14 protein-coding genes are annotated in these 17,005 nt (G+C 35.1%); 5 read left to right on the top strand and 9 right to left on the bottom strand.

Annotation, left to right across the window (positions count from 1 at the left end; genetic code table 11):
• Nucleotides 1-129 precede the first annotated feature (129 nt).
• Together BLP44_RS10160 and BLP44_RS10155 are read left to right on the top strand one after the other, a co-directional pair.
• Nucleotides 130-1,479, top strand: coding sequence for a sigma-54-dependent transcriptional regulator (locus tag BLP44_RS10160; protein WP_091132476.1), 1,350 nt, complete (start codon nucleotides 130-132; stop codon nucleotides 1,477-1,479).
• A 2-nt stretch (nucleotides 1,480-1,481) separates the two neighbouring features.
• Nucleotides 1,482-2,816 (top strand): sensor histidine kinase, encoded by a 1,335-nt coding sequence (locus BLP44_RS10155; RefSeq protein WP_091132473.1) that lies wholly within the window; start codon nucleotides 1,482-1,484, stop codon nucleotides 2,814-2,816.
• A 282-nt stretch (nucleotides 2,817-3,098) separates the two neighbouring features.
• Here the strand turns inward: BLP44_RS10155 and BLP44_RS10150 are convergent, their stop codons facing one another.
• Entirely contained in the window at nucleotides 3,099-3,986 is an 888-nt protein-coding gene (locus BLP44_RS10150) for a DMT family transporter (RefSeq protein ID WP_091132468.1), read from the bottom strand.
• A 1-nt stretch (nucleotide 3,987) separates the two neighbouring features.
• Nucleotides 3,988-4,509 carry a GNAT family N-acetyltransferase gene (locus tag BLP44_RS10145; RefSeq protein ID WP_091132464.1) on the bottom strand — a complete coding sequence of 174 codons (522 nt, stop codon included), beginning with the start codon at nucleotides 4,507-4,509 and terminating at the stop codon, nucleotides 3,988-3,990.
• A gap of 63 nt (nucleotides 4,510-4,572) precedes the next feature.
• On the opposite strand from BLP44_RS10145, the gene BLP44_RS10140 reads away from it, so the two are divergent.
• Nucleotides 4,573-5,436, top strand: a complete 864-nt coding sequence (locus tag BLP44_RS10140; RefSeq protein WP_008463386.1) for a LysR family transcriptional regulator — start codon at nucleotides 4,573-4,575, stop codon at nucleotides 5,434-5,436.
• Nucleotides 5,437-5,440: 4 nt separating this feature from the next.
• Here the strand turns inward: BLP44_RS10140 and BLP44_RS10135 are convergent, their stop codons facing one another.
• The 7 genes from BLP44_RS10135 to BLP44_RS10105 form a co-directional block, all read right to left on the bottom strand.
• Complete coding sequence (locus BLP44_RS10135; RefSeq protein ID WP_091132461.1) at nucleotides 5,441-5,887, bottom strand: GNAT family N-acetyltransferase; 447 nt, start codon at nucleotides 5,885-5,887, stop codon at nucleotides 5,441-5,443.
• 328 nt (nucleotides 5,888-6,215) lie between these two features.
• Nucleotides 6,216-6,542, bottom strand: coding sequence for a DMT family transporter (locus tag BLP44_RS10130; protein ID WP_091132458.1), 327 nt, complete (start codon nucleotides 6,540-6,542; stop codon nucleotides 6,216-6,218).
• 256 nt (nucleotides 6,543-6,798) lie between these two features.
• On the bottom strand, nucleotides 6,799-7,359 hold the full coding sequence (locus tag BLP44_RS10125; protein WP_066035241.1) for a Crp/Fnr family transcriptional regulator: 561 nt from the start codon (nucleotides 7,357-7,359) through the stop codon (nucleotides 6,799-6,801).
• A gap of 408 nt (nucleotides 7,360-7,767) precedes the next feature.
• Complete coding sequence (locus BLP44_RS10120; RefSeq protein ID WP_091132455.1) at nucleotides 7,768-9,252, bottom strand: TolC family protein; 1,485 nt, start codon at nucleotides 9,250-9,252, stop codon at nucleotides 7,768-7,770.
• A gap of 215 nt (nucleotides 9,253-9,467) precedes the next feature.
• A complete protein-coding gene (locus BLP44_RS10115; protein ID WP_091132452.1) occupies nucleotides 9,468-12,584 on the bottom strand; it encodes an efflux RND transporter permease subunit in 3,117 nt (1,038 codons plus the stop codon).
• A 50-nt stretch (nucleotides 12,585-12,634) separates the two neighbouring features.
• On the bottom strand, nucleotides 12,635-13,729 hold the full coding sequence (locus tag BLP44_RS10110) for an efflux RND transporter periplasmic adaptor subunit (RefSeq protein WP_236940381.1): 1,095 nt from the start codon (nucleotides 13,727-13,729) through the stop codon (nucleotides 12,635-12,637).
• A 215-nt stretch (nucleotides 13,730-13,944) separates the two neighbouring features.
• Nucleotides 13,945-14,304, bottom strand: a complete 360-nt coding sequence (locus tag BLP44_RS10105; protein WP_091132448.1) for a hypothetical protein — start codon at nucleotides 14,302-14,304, stop codon at nucleotides 13,945-13,947.
• Nucleotides 14,305-14,908: 604 nt separating this feature from the next.
• Between BLP44_RS10105 and BLP44_RS10100 the strand changes: the two genes are divergently transcribed.
• A complete protein-coding gene (locus BLP44_RS10100) occupies nucleotides 14,909-15,964 on the top strand; it encodes a hypothetical protein (RefSeq protein WP_091132444.1) in 1,056 nt (351 codons plus the stop codon).
• Between the two features lie 6 nt (nucleotides 15,965-15,970).
• Nucleotides 15,971-16,999: a hypothetical protein gene (locus tag BLP44_RS23145; RefSeq protein ID WP_244511732.1), complete on the top strand. Its 1,029-nt coding sequence runs from the start codon at nucleotides 15,971-15,973 to the stop codon at nucleotides 16,997-16,999.
• Nucleotides 17,000-17,005: the final 6 nt, after the last annotated feature.

Below are 17,005 nucleotides of genomic sequence, written 5' to 3'. Positions count from 1 at the left end.
TACAAGTTCTAATGTGATTTTCGTGCCAGTAAATTAAACCTTGTAAAAGCCTTGTTTTTAAGGGATTATTTTTTGATAAAAATCTAAACTGTCCATAAATGGACACCTTTCGTCCAAAACTGAACAATAATGAAAAAGACCAACGCATCTATTTTAATCATCGACGATCAGGAAGACATTCTTTTTGCATCAAAAGTCTACTTGAAAAAGTATTTTGAAAACATTTATACGCTCAATAATCCGAAAAACATTGTCGAATTATTGGCCAAAAATGCCATTGATGTAGTGTTATTAGACATGAATTACAGATTAGGTTTTGAAGATGGGAGAGAAGGGCTGTATCTCTTGAGGGAAATCAAAACGCTTTCGCCAAAAACAGTTGTCATTCTTATGACGGCTTTTGGAAAAGTAGAAACAGCTGTCGAAGGTTTAAAATCGGGTGCTTTTGATTATATTCTAAAACCTTGGGAAAATAAAAAGCTTTTAGAATCGGTAAAACAAGCCGTAGATAAATCTCGAAAAGAACAGAAGAAAAATAAAGAGGTTGAGCTAAAAGAAGACTTTTTTGTCGGCAGTTCTGAAATTATAAAAAAGGCCTATTCACTGGCAGATAAAGTCGCCAAAACCGATGCTAATGTTCTGATTTTAGGTGAAAATGGAACCGGAAAATTTGTTCTCGCGCATCATATTCATACACAATCCGAAAGGAAAAACCAGCCGTTTATTGCAGTCGATTTAGGTTCTTTAAATTCGAATATTTTTGAAAGCGAATTGTTTGGTTATGCCAAAGGCGCTTTTACCGATGCCAAAACGGATACAGCAGGACGCTTTGAAATGGCGCAAAACGGAACTATTTTTTTGGATGAAATTGGGAATGTGCCCCTTCATTTGCAATCAAAACTACTTCAAGTGATTCAAACCAAAACCGTAACAAGATTGGGAGAAACGAAAGCAAGACCTTTGAATGTTAGAATTATTACTGCAACCAATTTGAATCTAAAACAAGAAGTAGCTGATAAAAATTTTCGTGAAGATTTGTATTATCGCATCAATACCATGGAAATCGTTTTGCCTCCGTTGAGAGAACGTCACGAAGATAAGATTCCGCTTGCCGAATATCTTTTGGATAAAATGATTGAAAAATATAGTCGTGACGAAATCACTTTTGATAAAAAAGTCTTGGAGCAGATTGAAAAACATGCCTGGAACGGAAACATCCGCGAAATGGAAAATAAAATTGAACGCGCTGTAATTCTTTGCGAAAATAACACCATAACGATTTCTGATCTGGATTTAGAAACAATAACACCTTACGAGGAAAATTCAGATGATATTCAGCTTTCTTCTGTTGAAAAAGCTGCTGTTGAAAAAGCACTTCTTAAAAACAACAACAATATCAGTAAAACAGCCGAAGAATTAGGGCTTTCAAGAGGCGCGCTGTACAGACGTTTGGAGAAATTTAATATCAATATCGACTAGTTATGTTAAGGACTTTACAAACTTATAAACTCCTTTTTCTGCGATTAATTTTTATCGTTATCGGCATCGAATTGTCGCTTTATTTCTTTAAGATTGGTTTGCTTTTTACGGGAATTTTTAGCCTCTGCATGGTTTTTCTGCTGAGTAGAGAAATGTATTTTTATGTTAAAAATATGGTTTTGATTTATAATAAAACCATTTCTTCAATATTGCAGGATGATTTTAGTTCTGATTTTTCTAAACATAAATTCAATAGTATGTATAACGAGCTTTTTACTTTGTATGAAACCTTAAAAAACAAACAAAATGAGCAAGTTACGAGAGATATTATTTACCGTTCGATTTTAAACAATATAGAATCGGGCGTTATTATTTTGCAGAAGCAAGAGAGCGATTGGAGTGTTTTTTTAATGAATGATTACTTTTCGAGCCATTTTAATGTGCCTAAAGTTTCAAAATGGAAATACCTCAAGAATCAGCTGCCATCTTTGTGTGAAATTATCGAAAAAGATGATTTTCATGAAATCAAAACTTCGATTGAGCTTAGTATAAACAAACAAAGTAAACAGACGTTTGTTTTACAGGCTTCACGAACCGAAATTTTCGAACAGGATTATTTTATTGTTTTGCTCGACTCGATTCAGAGTGTGGTTGAAAAAAAAGAAAAGGATGCTTGGATCAATTTGATGAAAGTGATTTCGCATGAATTGTTAAATTCCATAACGCCTATTCGTTCTATTTGCCAGAATTTGGAAGATTTAGTAGAGCAAGATTCGCTTTCGGCAGAAGATTTAGAAGATGTCAAACACAGTGTGCAGACAATGTTGAGACGAAGCGATCATTTGCAGAAATTTGTTGAAGGGTATCGAAAACTGGCTATGCTTCCATCTCCTAAGAAAGAAAAAACAGCATTGCAGCAGGTGGTTGAAAACTGTATTCAAGTCATGAATCCGCTGTTTAGAAAAAACAACATCGAAGTTACCAATTCTGTTACTCAAAACTATTTGATAAATATCGACTCGCAACAGATTGAACAAGTGTTGATTAATTTATTGACGAATTCTATTAATGCTTTAGAAAACAGCAATCTGAAACAAATTTCGATTTCGGCAGAAGCCAAAAACAATCGCATTTTTATAAAAGTTTCAGATAGCGGAAAAGGGATTGAAAAAGAAATTGAGGACAAAATATTTCTTCCGTTTTTCACTACAAGAACTGAAGGCGCGGGAATTGGCCTGACTTTATCCAAAAATATTATTGAAGCGCACGGCGGATATGTTTCGCATAAAAACGAAAATGGAAAAACGGTTTTTGAGATTAGTTTGATTGAGGATTAATGCTTTGTCGAAGTTTTTGTTTAAACACATAGAAACATAGATTTTTTCTTTATCTAAAAGGTAGTTGAAAGAAACTAGTTTCTAACACATAGATATAAAAGATGTCATTTCTGCTTGAGAACTTTGTCAAAGTTTACGAAAAGTAGAGCTCAAAGTAAATATTAAACTTAGCCCAAAGTTTAGCTTTGGGATTACAAGACAGCTATGTGATTTTTAGAAAAGTGAAGCGCCTTTATAAACTCCAATCAGCTATGGTTCTATGTGTTAAAACCAAGAAAAGCATTAGTTTTTTCTAATCAGCAGTTTTAGTTTTTCACTTTTAAAATCGACTTCAGAAATAATAGTTCCAGCAAAAATTAAAGTTCCGCCCAAAAGCAAACGCCAAGTTAGGTTTTCGCCCAAAATAAAGAAAGCGCCAATTGCACCAAAAACAGGTTCAAACAAATAAATAACCGCTACACGTTCTGCCGATAAGTAACGTTGTGAAACGTTTGAAACCGTGTACATAAAAGCTGTAGAAAATAAAGCACAATAAATTACGCCCATCCAGAACGTATTATTTTGTGGAAACCATTCTGATGAACTATCTGTCAACGCTATTAAAAAAGTAAAAAGCGCACAAAACGCAAACATTGGCACAATGGAATATAAGAGGTTTTTGGTAGCCGAATGTTTTTCGACAGCAATTAAATAAACCGCAAAAGCAAACGCACCAGCAATGGTAAATAAATCCCCGAAGTTTATGGTGAATTTATCCTGAATGGCAATAATAAATAAACCGGTTAAAGCCGTTAAAGCAGCAATCCAGATTTTAAGAGAAGCATTGGTTTTATAAATTGCCAGTTTTAATAGTGGAATAATAATAACGGTTAATCCCGCAATAAAAGAGCATTGTGAAGCATCTGTATATTTAAGTCCAACAGTTTGCAGCTGAATGCCTAAAAACATTGGAACAGCAAGCAAAAGGCCTGTTTTAATAGCTTCGCGATTGATGTCTTTAACATATTTCCAGAAAATAATACTCAATACCACGACAGCCAACAGGAAACGGTAAAATAAAAATACATTTAGTGAATATTCGCCAATTGCCATTTTGGTAACAGAATACGAGATTCCCCAAAATGCAGTGCCAAGAATTAATAAAAACAATAAAAGCTGTCTTCTTTCCATTTTAACTCAGTACTTTTTTCATCATTAAATCGGTTTGTTCGTCGTCGCCTAATCTGAAAATATGCGTGTCAAATTGTACGAAACCATTTTTAGTATAGAAACTCACAGCCCTGAAATTCTTTTCCCAAACACCCAACCACATGTACGTAGCTTTTATTTCTTCAGCCGTTTGTTCTGCTTGAGCGTATAATGCCTGGGCGACTTTTTTGCCATGAAATTCTTTTGCCACATAGATGCGTTCTATTTCTAAGGCGTTTACATCTTCTTTTTCGGTTTGAGCATCTGCAGTATTCAATTTCAAATAACCAACCACTTTTTGCTCTAAAACCGCTAAATAGAAGTAAGATGACGGATTCTTCAACTCAGCACTCAATTTTTCTGTAGCGAAGCTTTCGTCCAGATATTTTTTCATGTTTTCTTCGCTGTTGACATCGGCAAAAGTTTCAAAAAAAGTTTGTCTGCCAATTGATTGAAGTGTTGAAACGTCATCAATCGTGGCTTTAGTTATTTTTAGATCGTTCATTTTTTATTTCTTTAATGCGTTAAAAGCTGTTTTTTATTCTTGATAAATGCGTAAATTGCATCAATGGATTTACAGCAGATTAAATATTTTTTGGCTTTGGCCCGCGAACTTCATTTCTGGAATACTGCCGGAAAAATGAATATTACACAATCAGCACTTAGCCGTCAGATTCAGTCTCTTGAGAATCAGCTGGGCGTTCAGTTGTTTGAACGTAACAAACGCAATGTTAAACTGACTGCCGCTGGCCAATTCTTAAAAGAAAAATGGGAGGTAGAATTGAGTAAATTGGAATTTATTCATCAATCTGCCCGCCAGATTCAGTTGGGAGAGAGCGGTACGATTACGATTTCTCATCCCGATTCTATTTCGGCTTCTGCTATGCCCGAAATCTTATCCCGTATCTCAGATGCTTTTCCGAAGCTTAAAATCAAACTAGTTCAGGTTTTATACGAGAATCAGCAGGATTTTCTTCGCAATTATAAAATTGATCTGGCTTTTACCAGAGATATTAATACCGATAAAGATATTCAGTCTCAAAAAATCCAAACCGATTATTTGGCAATTGTCGTTCCAGAAGATCATCCTTATCAGACACCTGCCGATTTAACCAAGGAAACGCTTGCTTCTCAAAAGTTTATTTTACCGACCAATGACGAAGGTAGCAGTTACAGTGATCTTATCCGAAGGTTGTTCAATTCTTTCGAAAATGCTCCCGAGGTTTATCTTTATTCTGAATTTGGTTCTGCGATTATCGCTTTGGTTCGAAAAGGACTCGGAATCGCCATTTTACCCGATTCGTATGTCTATCATGAAATTCCAGGAATCCGATTTATAAAGTTACCTTTAGAGACCGATTTATATGTCAATTGGAGAACCGAAGATCATAACCCTGTTTTGGCCAATGTTTTGAAATTGATTATCCCGTAAACCGTTAAACTCTCAGCATTCCAATATGCGGAATTCCATCTTCATCATAAACTTCTCCCTGTTCTACAAACCCCAAGGATTGATAGAACTTCGACAAATGGTATTGCGCACTGATTCGAATTGGTCCTTTTCCAAATTTTTCCTCACAACCTTTAATCGAAGCTTCCATTAGTTTTACTCCCAAACCTAATCCGCGATACGATTTGGCAATTACCACTCTTCCAATAGAAACTTCATCATACGATACTCCTTTTGGAAGCAAGCGGGTGACACCTGCCAATTCGTTATCGACATAATACAATAAATGAAAACCTTTTTGATCTTTATTGTCCAAATCGAGATAAGGGCAATTTTGTTCAACGACAAATACATCGCTTCTCAAACGAAGCATATTGTACATTTCGTGATTGGTTAATTCGTCAAAAGATTTAATGGAATGGCTGAATGTCATTTTTAATTTTAGGCTTTATTTTTTTGACAAAGATAGAATAGGGAATAATGATGTAAAATGCTATTTTTTTATCATGTGATGCTGAAATTGCATTAAAGTGTAGAGCAAATACTTTTTAAACACATAGAAACATAGTTTGTTGGACTTAGTAGAGGCGTTTCTCTTTTCTAAAAATCACATAGCTAATGTCTATGTGTTAGAAACAAGTTTCTTTTGATTGCCTTTGAGATAAAGAAAAAATCTATGTTTCTATGTGTTTAATAATAAAAAAAAACTTTGTCAAAGTTCTGAACTTTGACAAAGTTGAATATAATCGTAAAATATATTTTTAGTGAGAAACCGCTTTTAAACCAACAATAGAACCAACTAAAGTGGCTAAGAAAAATAATCTCCAGAAAGCTGCAGGTTCTTTAAAAATAAAGATTCCGACTAATACAGTTCCAACAGCTCCAATTCCAGTCCAAACTGCATAAGCGGTTCCTAGCGGAAGCGTTTCTGTCGCTTTCATTAATAAAAGCATACTTACGGTTAATGATATAAAGAAACCAATATACCAATAGTACATTTCTGTTCCTGTTGTTGCTTTTGCTTTTCCGAGACATGAGGCGAATGCTACTTCAAATAGTCCTGCGATGATTAAAATAATCCAGTTCATATAGTTAAAATTTTGTGGTACAAAGTTCTTTTATGAAATTCAGAAAAAAATTAACAAATGATAAAAAAAGCTTTTTTTTTTGGAATTGGCTTAAGTGGAACCAAATTTAACACATAGAGACATAGATTTTATTGTTGCGGTTAAGATTACAAAAAAAAACAAGCTTTAACACATAACTATGTATGGAAATTAGTGGAACGCTTTAAAGTTTCTAAAAGCTATGTTTCTATGTGTTAAAATAATTTTGCTCTAACTGTTATTTTAATTCTGCACGAATTCTGCTCAAACTGACTTGTGTAATGCCTAAATAAGAAGCGATATGTCCTAATTGCACTCTTTGCAAGAGTTCGGGATGATCTTTCATTAATTCTAAATAGCGTTCAGAAGCATTTTTGAATTGTTTAGAAATCAAACGTTCTTCGGTTTTGATCAATTCTTTTTCTGCAAATTTTCTGCCCCAATTGGCGATGTGAACATCTTCATTAAAGAGTTTTCTAAGATTTTCTGTTTTGAGTTCATACAATTCGCAATCTTCCAAAAGTTCGATAGTCTCATATCCAGGTTGTTCTTCGACATAACTTTTCATGGAAATAACAGTTTCGCCTTCTTTTCCAAACCAGAAAGTAACCTCATTATCTCTTTCAACATAAGCTCTGACCAATCCTTTCTTTATAAAATAAATATTAGATTCTATTTTGTTGGCTTTTAGCAAAATATGTCCTTTAGCAAGAGCTATTTCTGTGACATTGTTTTGCAGAGCCAATTTAGACTGCTCAGGAAGTTCGTGTATGCGATCAAGAATGTTGGAAATATCCATTTTTTGTTTTTTGGAATAAAGATAATAGTTGTTAAGTGTAACCGAAAAATTTCGATAAAAAAACAATTGCTTTCCTGTTGAAGGGTATAAAAATTAACGCAAAGTTCGCAAAGACATTTTTATTTTGAGACTAATCCTAATCGATATTTTAAGTTCGCAAAGCTTTGTGCAGACATAGTTTTGCGAACTTTTACACTGTAATGATTCTAAAAAAACTTTGCGCACTTTGCGTAAAAATCTTTTGCGGACTTTGCGGTAAAATAAATGGCTTTTATCTATGTGTTAAAAATAATTTAGTCCAACGGGTCATATTTTAAATAAAAAAATCCCACTTCAAAAGAAATGGGATATAAATAACCTCTGCGATGAGCTATTATAAACAGAAGCAATTTTTGACCAACATATAAACTAATTTATTCCTCCACCTAAAGCTTTGTAAAGCAATACTTGTGAGTTTGCATTTCGAAGTTGGATATCAACAAAATCCAATTCGGCTTGCAATTTATTTTTTTGTGCATTGATGATTTCCAGATAATTGGCATAACCGCTCAAATACAAATCGTTTGAGACGTTTACGGCAATTTCGAGATGATCAATTTCGTTCAATTTATATTTTAAAACGTCTTCATAAGCTTCGTTTCGGTGCAGTAAAGCACTTAACTCATTGAAAGCTGTGGTGACTGCATTCTGATATTGAAGAAATGAAATTTCCTGCCTTCTGTTGGAAACATAAAATTCTTGTTTGATCTGTCCTTTGTTGAAAACAGGAGCCGTCAAACCGCCCAGCAACTGCCAAGCGAAAGAACCTGCATCAAAAAAAGTGTTGAATGAAAACGAATTGAAACCTGCATAGCCGCCTAGATTTACCGTTGGAAAAAAAGCGGCGCGAGCCGATTTAGCGTCCGCGTTGCTTGCTAATAATTCAAAATAAGCTTCAGACACATCGGGTCTTTTATGAATGATAGAATCTACGCTTATTTTTTGGTTTAAAACCTCCAAATGCCCTGCTAGAAAATCATTGCTTCGGTCAATTTTTCCGCCATATTCACCCAAAAGAGTCAATAAAGCTTTTTCAGTCTGATCAATGCTTAATTTTAGTTCTGAAGCTTCAGCGTGAATGTTATTGTTTTGTGCATTAAACTGCTGTACAGCCAATTCTGTAGCTTTTCCGACAGATCTTTGAGCAGAAACAATATCAAGTGCTTTTTCTTGTGTTTTCAAGTTGTTATCGTAAATCGCGGCTTGTTTGTCTAAAGCAATCAATTTGAAATAAAGATCTGCAATATCGCCCAACAGACGCGTTTGCAAAAGACGCATTCCTTGCTGAGAAGCAAAAAATCTTTGTTGAGCCGCTTTTTTACGATTGCTCAGTTTTCCCCATATGTCGGCTTCCCAAGAAACTTTTGCTCCTAAAAATAGGTTAGGAGTAACATCTTCGTTTATTCTTTGTTTTTCAGTAATATTCTGAGAAAAGTTGGTATCATAGTTTCCAACACCTTCCATAGTGTATTTTCCGAAATGTGTTCCAGATGCATCTGCCACAAGATCTAAAGAGGGAAGAAGCGCCAGTTTTGCCACTTTTAAATGCGAATTGGCAATAAGAATTCTTTCCTGCATGATTAAATAATCAGGATTTTTGGCAATGGCTTTCTTTAGTAAAACTTCTAATTTTGGATCTTTAAAGAAGGTCTCTGTTTTTAACGGAATAAATGTTTCGGTTGAAGCTTCTTTTCTTTGAGCATCAAAATTTTCAGGAAGTTTTGCAGCGTCTAGTTTGTTGCTGACTTTTGGTGCAGAACAAGCGGTCAAAAGTAGAATTCCGGTTATTATAACGGCACTTTTGGTTGTCCTTATCACATCAGTATTTTTATATTGATTTAATATTTCTTTCATTGTTTTAATTTATTTTGTTCAATCTTTTTGTCTAAATTTTTATTCTAACACATAGAAACATAGATTTTTATTTCTGCAAAAGGGACTTGAAAGAAACTAGTTTCTAAAAGATAGACCCAATGCATCGGGATTATTTAAATAAAGTGAAACATCTTTATAACTTTTTAATCCCGATAGTTATTGGGAATGATTCTATATGTTTAAAAAATTACACATTAAGATTTAGCCATTCGTTTTTCTAATTTCGCAAACAGTATGTAAAGTCCTGGAATGATTAAAAGACCAAACACAGTTCCGATTAACATTCCGCCTGCTGCAGCAGTTCCGATTGAACGGTTACCAATTGCACCCGCGCCAGAAGCGATACACAACGGAATTAATCCTGAAATAAAAGCAAAAGAAGTCATCAAAATTGGACGGAAACGAAGTCTGGCTCCTTCAATCGCTGCTTCGACAATATCGCGTCCGAGTTTGTTCTGTGCCATGGCGAACTCTACAATCAGAATGGCATTTTTAGCTAGCAGACCAATCAGCATGACGAGCGCTACTTGGGCATAAATATTATTGTCCAGTCCGACCATTACAAGTGCAATGTAAGAACCGAAAACTCCAACTGGAAGGCTTAAAAGTACTGGGAACGGAAGCAATAAACTTTCGTATTGAGCCGCAAGCAGTAAGTATACAAATAGTATACAAAGGGCAAAAATGTATATGGTTTGGTTACCAGACAAAATCTCTTCACGCGTCATACCTGACCATTCCACTTCAAAACGGCTTGGCAGTTTTTCTGCGGCAATTCTTTCAACAGCAGCAATGGCATCTCCAGAACTGTAACCTTCGGCTGGTTCACCGTTAATCATAGCCGACATGTACATGTTGTAACGCGTTAAAACTTCTGGTCCGTAAACTCTTTCTAATTTAATGAAAGTAGAAAACGGAACCATTTCGCCGGCGTCATTCTTCAAATACATATCCAAAATGCTTTCTGGATTTTGACGGAATTGCGGACTTGCCTGAACCATCACTTTATACATTTGAGAGAAACGGATAAAATTGGTTGCATAAAAAGAACCTAACATAGTTTGTAAAGTGCTCATGGCATTGTCTACTGAAATTCCTTTTTTAGCCGCAAGATCATAATCAATATGAATTAAATACTGCGGGAAAGTAGCATCAAAACTCGAGAAAGAGTTTTGGATTTCTGGCGAAGCATTTAACTCTTTAATGAATTCTTTCGTTACTTTATCGGTATTGGTAATACTTCCTCCAGATTTATCCAGCAAACGAAGCTCAAAACCGCTCGTATTACCAAAACCAGGAACGGTTGGCGGTGCAAAGATTTCAATTTGGGCGTCGGTAATGTTTTTGGTTTTTTCGGTAAGTTCTGCCATGAATTCCGTAACCGAAATATCACGTTCGCTCCAATCTTTTAAGTTTATCATTCCCATTCCGTACGAAGCTCCTGCGATTTCAGTTACAATACTGTATCCCGCAAGAGTCGTTACGTTGTCGACACCTTTAATTCCTTGAGCAATTTTGGTTACTTCGTCCAAAGCTTTTTCAGTACGTTCAACTGTTGCTCCTTGTGGTGTTGTAACACTTACGTAAACCATTCCCTGATCTTCAGTAGGGATAAATCCTGACGCTAAAAATCTAGTTGTTCCCCAAGTTAATACACAGAAAAGCACTAATAAACCAACGGTTACAGTGTTGCGATCAGCGAATTTCACTAATACTTTGATGTATTTTGAAGTAATATTATCAAACCAATGATTAAACCTATGGAAGAAACGGTCTAAAAGCGATTTTTTCTCCTTATTCGGATCGTGTGCTTTCAGCATAATAGCACAAAGGGCAGGAGTAAGCGTAAGGGCGTTAATACCCGAAATCACGATACTAATGGCCATTGTCAATGAGAACTGCCTGTAGAAGACCCCAACAGGACCGCTCAAGAATGCAACGGGAATAAATACGGCAGCCATTACAATGGTAATTGCAATAACGGCACCTGTAATTTCTTTCATCGCGCTAATGGTAGCTTCCATTGGCGACATATGTTCTTCGGAGATTTTTACGTGAACAGCTTCGACTACGACAATCGCATTATCGACCACAATTCCGATGGAAAGTACTAAAGCGAAAAGTGTCAATAAGTTGATCGAGAATCCCATCATCGACATAAAGGTAAACGAACCAATAAGCGCTACAGGAACTGCCAATACTGGAATCAAAGTCGATCTCCAATCTTGAAGGAAAAGGAAAACGACGAATGCCACCAAAATAAAGGCTTCAACCAATGTTCTCAAAACTTCATGAATCGAAGCGTCAAGGAAACGCGAAACGTCATACGCAATATTAAATTCCATTCCAGGAGGAAAAGAAGAGACTTTCAATTCTGCCATTTTTTCTTTTACGCTGGCAATAACTTCAGAAGCGTTTGAACCTGGACGTTGTTTTAGCATGATTGAGGCAGAAGGTTTTCCGTCGGTTTTAGAAACCATTCCGTAACTCATCGCGCCAAATTCGATTTTCGAAATATCTTTTAATCTTAAGATAGTTCCGTCTGAATTGGCTCTCAACGGAATTTCTTCGTATTGTTTTGGTTCAAAGAACTTTCCGCCGTACTTAATTACATATTGCAGCTGATTGTTCATCTGTCCTGAACCTTCACCCACTTTACCTGGCGCGGCAGAAATATTTTGTTTTTGAAGCGAAGCAATCACTTCATTTGCCGAAATGTTATACGAAAGCATCTTTTGTGGATCTAGCCAAACACGCATCGAATATTCTTTCTGCCCCATGATTTCGGCACGTCCGACACCATCAATACGCTTTAATTCCTGAAGAATATTAATATCGGTAAAGTTGAAGATAAACTGCTCATCCTGAGTTTTGTCGGTACTTGTGATGTTCAAGTACATCAACATACTGTTTACTTCTTTTTCGGTTGTAACTCCGGCACGAATTACCTCTTCTGGAAGTTCATCAAGAATCGTGGTAACTCTGTTCTGCACGTTTACGGCAGCCAGATCGGGATCGGTTCCTACTTCGAAGAAAACCTGAATTAAGGTCAAGCCATCGTTGGAAGTTACAGTTGACATATACGTCATTCCAGGAACTCCATTTATGGCTCTTTCTAAAGGAAGGGCGACGGCATTGGCCGAAACCTCTGCGTTTGCTCCTGTATATTTTGCTGTAACGGTTACAGACGGTGGTACAATGTCTGGGAATTGGGTAATAGGGAGCTGAAACAACGCCAGCAATCCCAGAAGGACTATCATAACCGAGATGATTAATGACAATATTTTCCTTCTGATAAATAACTCTATCATTTTGAATGTTTTAGATAAATAATTAAATAACTGTTTTACAGATCGATAACCTACATTTGTTTCATGTTGATTTTATCGCCGTCTCTCAATGATTGTGTGCCTTCTTGCACGATTAGGTCGTCGCTTTTTAGACCTTCGTTCAAGATATACACATCATCTAGAGTCGTTTCGATCGTAACATTCGTCATTTTAACTACTCCATCTTTGTTCACGCGGAAAACGTATTGTTTGTCCTGAATAGAAAAAACTGCTTTCTGCGGAATTAAAATTGCATTGGTTTTGGGTTCTGAAATAATGAGTTTTCCAGAAGTTCCGTGTTTGATAAATCCTTGCGGGTTATGAAATTTCGCTTTGTATTGAATAGAACCTGTCTGTCTGTCGATTTCTCCGTCAGCGGTTCTTAATTCTCCTTTTTGATCGTAAACCTGTCCGTTTGGCAATACTAATTTGATATCACCTTGGGTGTTTAAGGTTTTGTCTTCCATCATTTGGAAATAGGTATTCTCAGGAATTGAGAAATAAGCATAAACATCGTCCAATTGCGAAACCGTAGTAAGCAATGAGCCGTTTTCTACTAAACTTCCTTCTTTGAACGGAATACGGTCGATTGTTCCGTCAAATGGTGCGCGGATAGTGGTAAAGCTTATCTGCTGGTTGATTGCTTTCTTTTCTGCAAGAGCGTGAGCCACTTTTGCGGAAGCCGCTTCATATTTTGCTTTAGATAATTCTAATTCTTTGTCTGCAATTACTTTTTTATTGAAAAGGGTTTGAGCCTGTTCTAATTCTACAGTTGCAATTCTTAAATCGGCTTTAGAACTTTTGTAAACGGCTTCGGCTTTTAAAAGCTGAATTTGAAGTTCAACATCGCTTATTTTAAAAAGGATTTGCCCTTTTTTTACTTTTTGTCCTTCGCTAACGTAAACTTTGTCTAACAGACCTGGAATACGAACGTGGATTTCCACATTGTTTTTAGCATGTACATCGGCAACAAATTTGCTCGAAACTATGGTGTCTTTTAGAGTTACCTTATAAACAGGAACCGTTTTTATGTTGTTTGAATCTTTTTTTGCTTTATCACCGCACGAGACTAAAACGAATAAAGCCAAGGTGCATAAAAGAAATTGATTTTTATAAATGCTCATCATTAGGTTTAAATTTTTGAATAAATAGATGTGCTCCCTTGATACTAAATACCGGGAGTCTGAATTTGGATTTTGAAAATAATAAGGTTTACGGATGCTTTTATTTGAAAAAGTACCGTTTTAGAGAAATGTTTTTATAGCAATAACAGCTCAATCACAGATGTAAATGAGGTATTGTTCCAGAATACTAGAATATAAAAACCACGAAATTTTGCAGCCTAGAAAAGTTGGTACAAATGAAGATGAGGATGCCTTTCGATATGGTATATTGAAGCTATACCATAGATTAAGCTTTCTTTATAAAGCTTGAAATTAACCAAATTGCTGAGATACGGAGCTTTGATCGTACTTTGTTCTAAAGTAGTCGCTCTGCATTTCATTTTCTTTTTGAGCTTATAATGAACTTCTAAATTCTTAGAAGAAGAAAAGTCAGAAGAAAAAATCTGCGTGTCGTCTGCCGCAACACTATCTAAGGTAATACATTTACTGAAATGATGAATCGGCTGATACGTCTCGGTGCCTCTGAAAAAGCAAAGCAGCGATAGTAGGACGATATATATGAACTTAATGGGTTTCATTCAGTGCAGCGGTAATTATAATCTTGTTCCTTAAAAAGAGGATTTATTTTGTTTAACGTGCGCCAAATATAGTAATTTGAAAAATAAGGTTTCTTAAAATTATTTTAAAAACCATGAGATTTAAAAATTTGATAATAATTGGAGTTGGTTTTTAGGGGATTGATAAATTAGTATTGATCAAGGCTAAAGTGCTGAAATTAGAATGAATAAATACACTATAATTTGTAAGTATTATTTAGATTTTTGGAGTTTAGGTTTATAAATATTTCAAAAGATTATCAATACCTGAAAACTTGCTTTTATGAATTAGACGATAATTAATTATGATTTTGAAAATATTAAAATGAGGAATCCCGTAAAAAAAACTCAGAATCTTTTTGTTTATTTGCGCGCGGAATTTTAACTAAGCGTTAACAGTTGTTGAGGGATTCGCTTTCTGATTTATTATTACATGAATTTTTTTATGTGGATTTTTGATATGAGATTGATTATCTGAGTTAAGCCATTACCAACGTTAAGTTTTGTTAATAAAAATTGAAAAGTTTACCAAGTATATACTTGGCTTCAAAAAGAGACATAGAGATAAAAAAAGAATTTATAAATTATGAAGAATAAATTAATTATACTGGCGCTGTTATTTCTATATGGAACAACTATAAATGCTCAATTATATACACCTTCTGGAACAGTACAAGGATCGTCTGGGAATGGTAATGTTGGAATTGGAACTTCAAATCCCGATGCGAAACTTAATGTAGTTGGTAACATTAATATTGATAATATTGATTGGGCTACAGATAACGAATTAAGAATCCGTGAAGGAGGTAGTAATAGTTATGGAGCATTTTTTAAATATGGACTAAATGATTTATTGGCAATTGGTACAAGAAATGCTGATTTAGATTTTACAGCTATTCAGATCTCTAGAGGTTCACTAAACACTGTGTTTAATGGTAATGTTGGTATAGGAACAAATGGACCAACAGGTTTATTAGATGTAAAAAAAACTTCTTTAAATGCGGGAGGACAAGCTGTGCTCAATTTGATTGGTTCGACTTGGACAGGTGACGGTACAAGTCTTATATTAAATCAGCTTTGGAACGATAGATCTTATAAAACTATTATTGATAATTATGGGGGGGCAACATATGCACAAACTGGATCAGGATTAAAAATTCAAACTTCCTTTTGGAATGGGTCTGATGTCAGTACAATTACATCTTTAGTTTTATCTCCAGTAGGAAATTTAGGTTTAGGAGTTGTAAATCCATCAAACAAGTTAGACGTAAACGGCACAATCCATTCCAAAGAAGTAAAAGTAGATATGTCAGGCTGGTCAGATTTTGTATTTAAAAAAGAGTATAATCTGCCACCATTAGAACAAGTTGAAAAACATATTGCAGAGGAAGGGCATTTAGAGAATATTCCAAGTGAAGGAGAGGTTCTGAAAAATGGAATTAATCTAGGTGAAATGAATGCTAAGCTTTTGCAGAAAATCGAGGAGCTAACGTTGTATATTATTGAGCAGAACAAGAAAAACAACACACAGCATGATCAAATAACAAGCCTTCAAGATCAAGTTGATTCACTAAAAAAACAAAATGAAACTTTGAGTTTGATTTTAGAGAGACTATCTAAATTGGAACACAAATTAAATTAATTTAAAATGAGAAAAATATTTCTTGTAATGCTCATTGCATTCCATTCATTCACTTATAGTCAGACATTTGACGGATACCTAGGCTCAAAAAGTTTGAATTGGCTTACAGAACAGAAAGATTTTAATAGTCCTCCACGAGTTGGGATATCAGATATGTCATTAAAACTTTGGGACAATTATGGCGGAACAAATGCTCCTTCCACCTATGGTTCTTTATTGGAAATTTATGGAAAATATGCGCATCTTGTTTCTCAATTGTATTTTAATAATAACTGGCAAGGAGGTCAAATTTTATACAGGAGTGCATTTTACAATGAAAACTCATGGGGAGAATGGAGAACATTACTTGATTCTAAAAGTGATGTTGAATCTTCTGGTAACTTAAAAATAAGTGGAGTAGTCAATAGTTACATTTTAAAAGCCAATTTAGGGATCGGAACAGCTAATCCCTCTAATGCACAGGGCTGGCAGAGAGTTTTAGATGTTTATGGTTTGGACAACTCGAAAATCATTGCAACTTCTTCTAATTCTTCTAATCGAGTTGGCATTTTCTCTCATACTACTTGGACTGGTGGGGGAGGTTTCGTTGGAACAGAAACAGATCATTCTCTTCACTTCATCACTAATTATACTCCTAGAATGACTATATCAAACACTGGAAATGTTGGTATTGGCAATATAAATCCGAGTAACAGGCTAGACGTCAACGGCACAATCCATTCCAAAGAAGTAAAAGTAGATATGACAGGCTGGTCAGACTTTGTATTTAAAAATGGATATAATCTGCCAACGCTTGAAGAAGTTGAAAAACATATTGCAGAAAAAGGACATTTAGAGAACATTCCAAGTGAGAAAGAGGTCTTAGAAAATGGAATTAATCTTGGAGAAATGAATGCTAAGCTTTTACAGAAGATTGAGGAATTGACTCTTTATATGATTGAAATGAAGAAAGAGAATGCAGAAATTAAAAGGGAGAATAAAAAACAAAACAAAGAAATAAAAGATCTTAAAAGCCAATTATATTCTAAACACTAACACTAA

The sequence above is a fragment of the Flavobacterium anhuiense genome (genome assembly GCF_900101855.1).
GTDB classification, from domain to species: Bacteria; Bacteroidota; Bacteroidia; order Flavobacteriales; family Flavobacteriaceae; genus Flavobacterium; species Flavobacterium anhuiense.
Note: the sequence above shows the minus strand (reverse complement) of the source record. Positions and strands in the feature narration are given on the sequence as shown.

Bases quoted from the DNA above. Each gene is read 5' to 3' on its own strand.
- BLP44_RS10160 (WP_091132476.1), top strand. From the start codon at position 130: ATGAAAAAGACCAACGCATCTATTTTAATCATCGACGATCAGGAAGAC.
- BLP44_RS10155 (WP_091132473.1), top strand. From the start codon at position 1,482: ATGTTAAGGACTTTACAAACTTATAAACTCCTTTTTCTGCGATTAATT.
- BLP44_RS10150 (WP_091132468.1), bottom strand. From the start codon at position 3,986: ATGGAAAGAAGACAGCTTTTATTGTTTTTATTAATTCTTGGCACTGCA.
- BLP44_RS10145 (WP_091132464.1), bottom strand. From the start codon at position 4,509: ATGAACGATCTAAAAATAACTAAAGCCACGATTGATGACGTTTCAACA.
- BLP44_RS10140 (WP_008463386.1), top strand. From the start codon at position 4,573: ATGGATTTACAGCAGATTAAATATTTTTTGGCTTTGGCCCGCGAACTT.
- BLP44_RS10135 (WP_091132461.1), bottom strand. From the start codon at position 5,887: ATGACATTCAGCCATTCCATTAAATCTTTTGACGAATTAACCAATCAC.
- BLP44_RS10130 (WP_091132458.1), bottom strand. From the start codon at position 6,542: ATGAACTGGATTATTTTAATCATCGCAGGACTATTTGAAGTAGCATTC.
- BLP44_RS10125 (WP_066035241.1), bottom strand. From the start codon at position 7,359: ATGGATATTTCCAACATTCTTGATCGCATACACGAACTTCCTGAGCAG.
- BLP44_RS10120 (WP_091132455.1), bottom strand. From the start codon at position 9,252: ATGAAAGAAATATTAAATCAATATAAAAATACTGATGTGATAAGGACA.
- BLP44_RS10115 (WP_091132452.1), bottom strand. From the start codon at position 12,584: ATGATAGAGTTATTTATCAGAAGGAAAATATTGTCATTAATCATCTCG.
- BLP44_RS10110 (WP_236940381.1), bottom strand. From the start codon at position 13,729: ATGATGAGCATTTATAAAAATCAATTTCTTTTATGCACCTTGGCTTTA.
- BLP44_RS10105 (WP_091132448.1), bottom strand. From the start codon at position 14,304: ATGAAACCCATTAAGTTCATATATATCGTCCTACTATCGCTGCTTTGC.
- BLP44_RS10100 (WP_091132444.1), top strand. From the start codon at position 14,909: ATGAAGAATAAATTAATTATACTGGCGCTGTTATTTCTATATGGAACA.
- BLP44_RS23145 (WP_244511732.1), top strand. From the start codon at position 15,971: ATGAGAAAAATATTTCTTGTAATGCTCATTGCATTCCATTCATTCACT.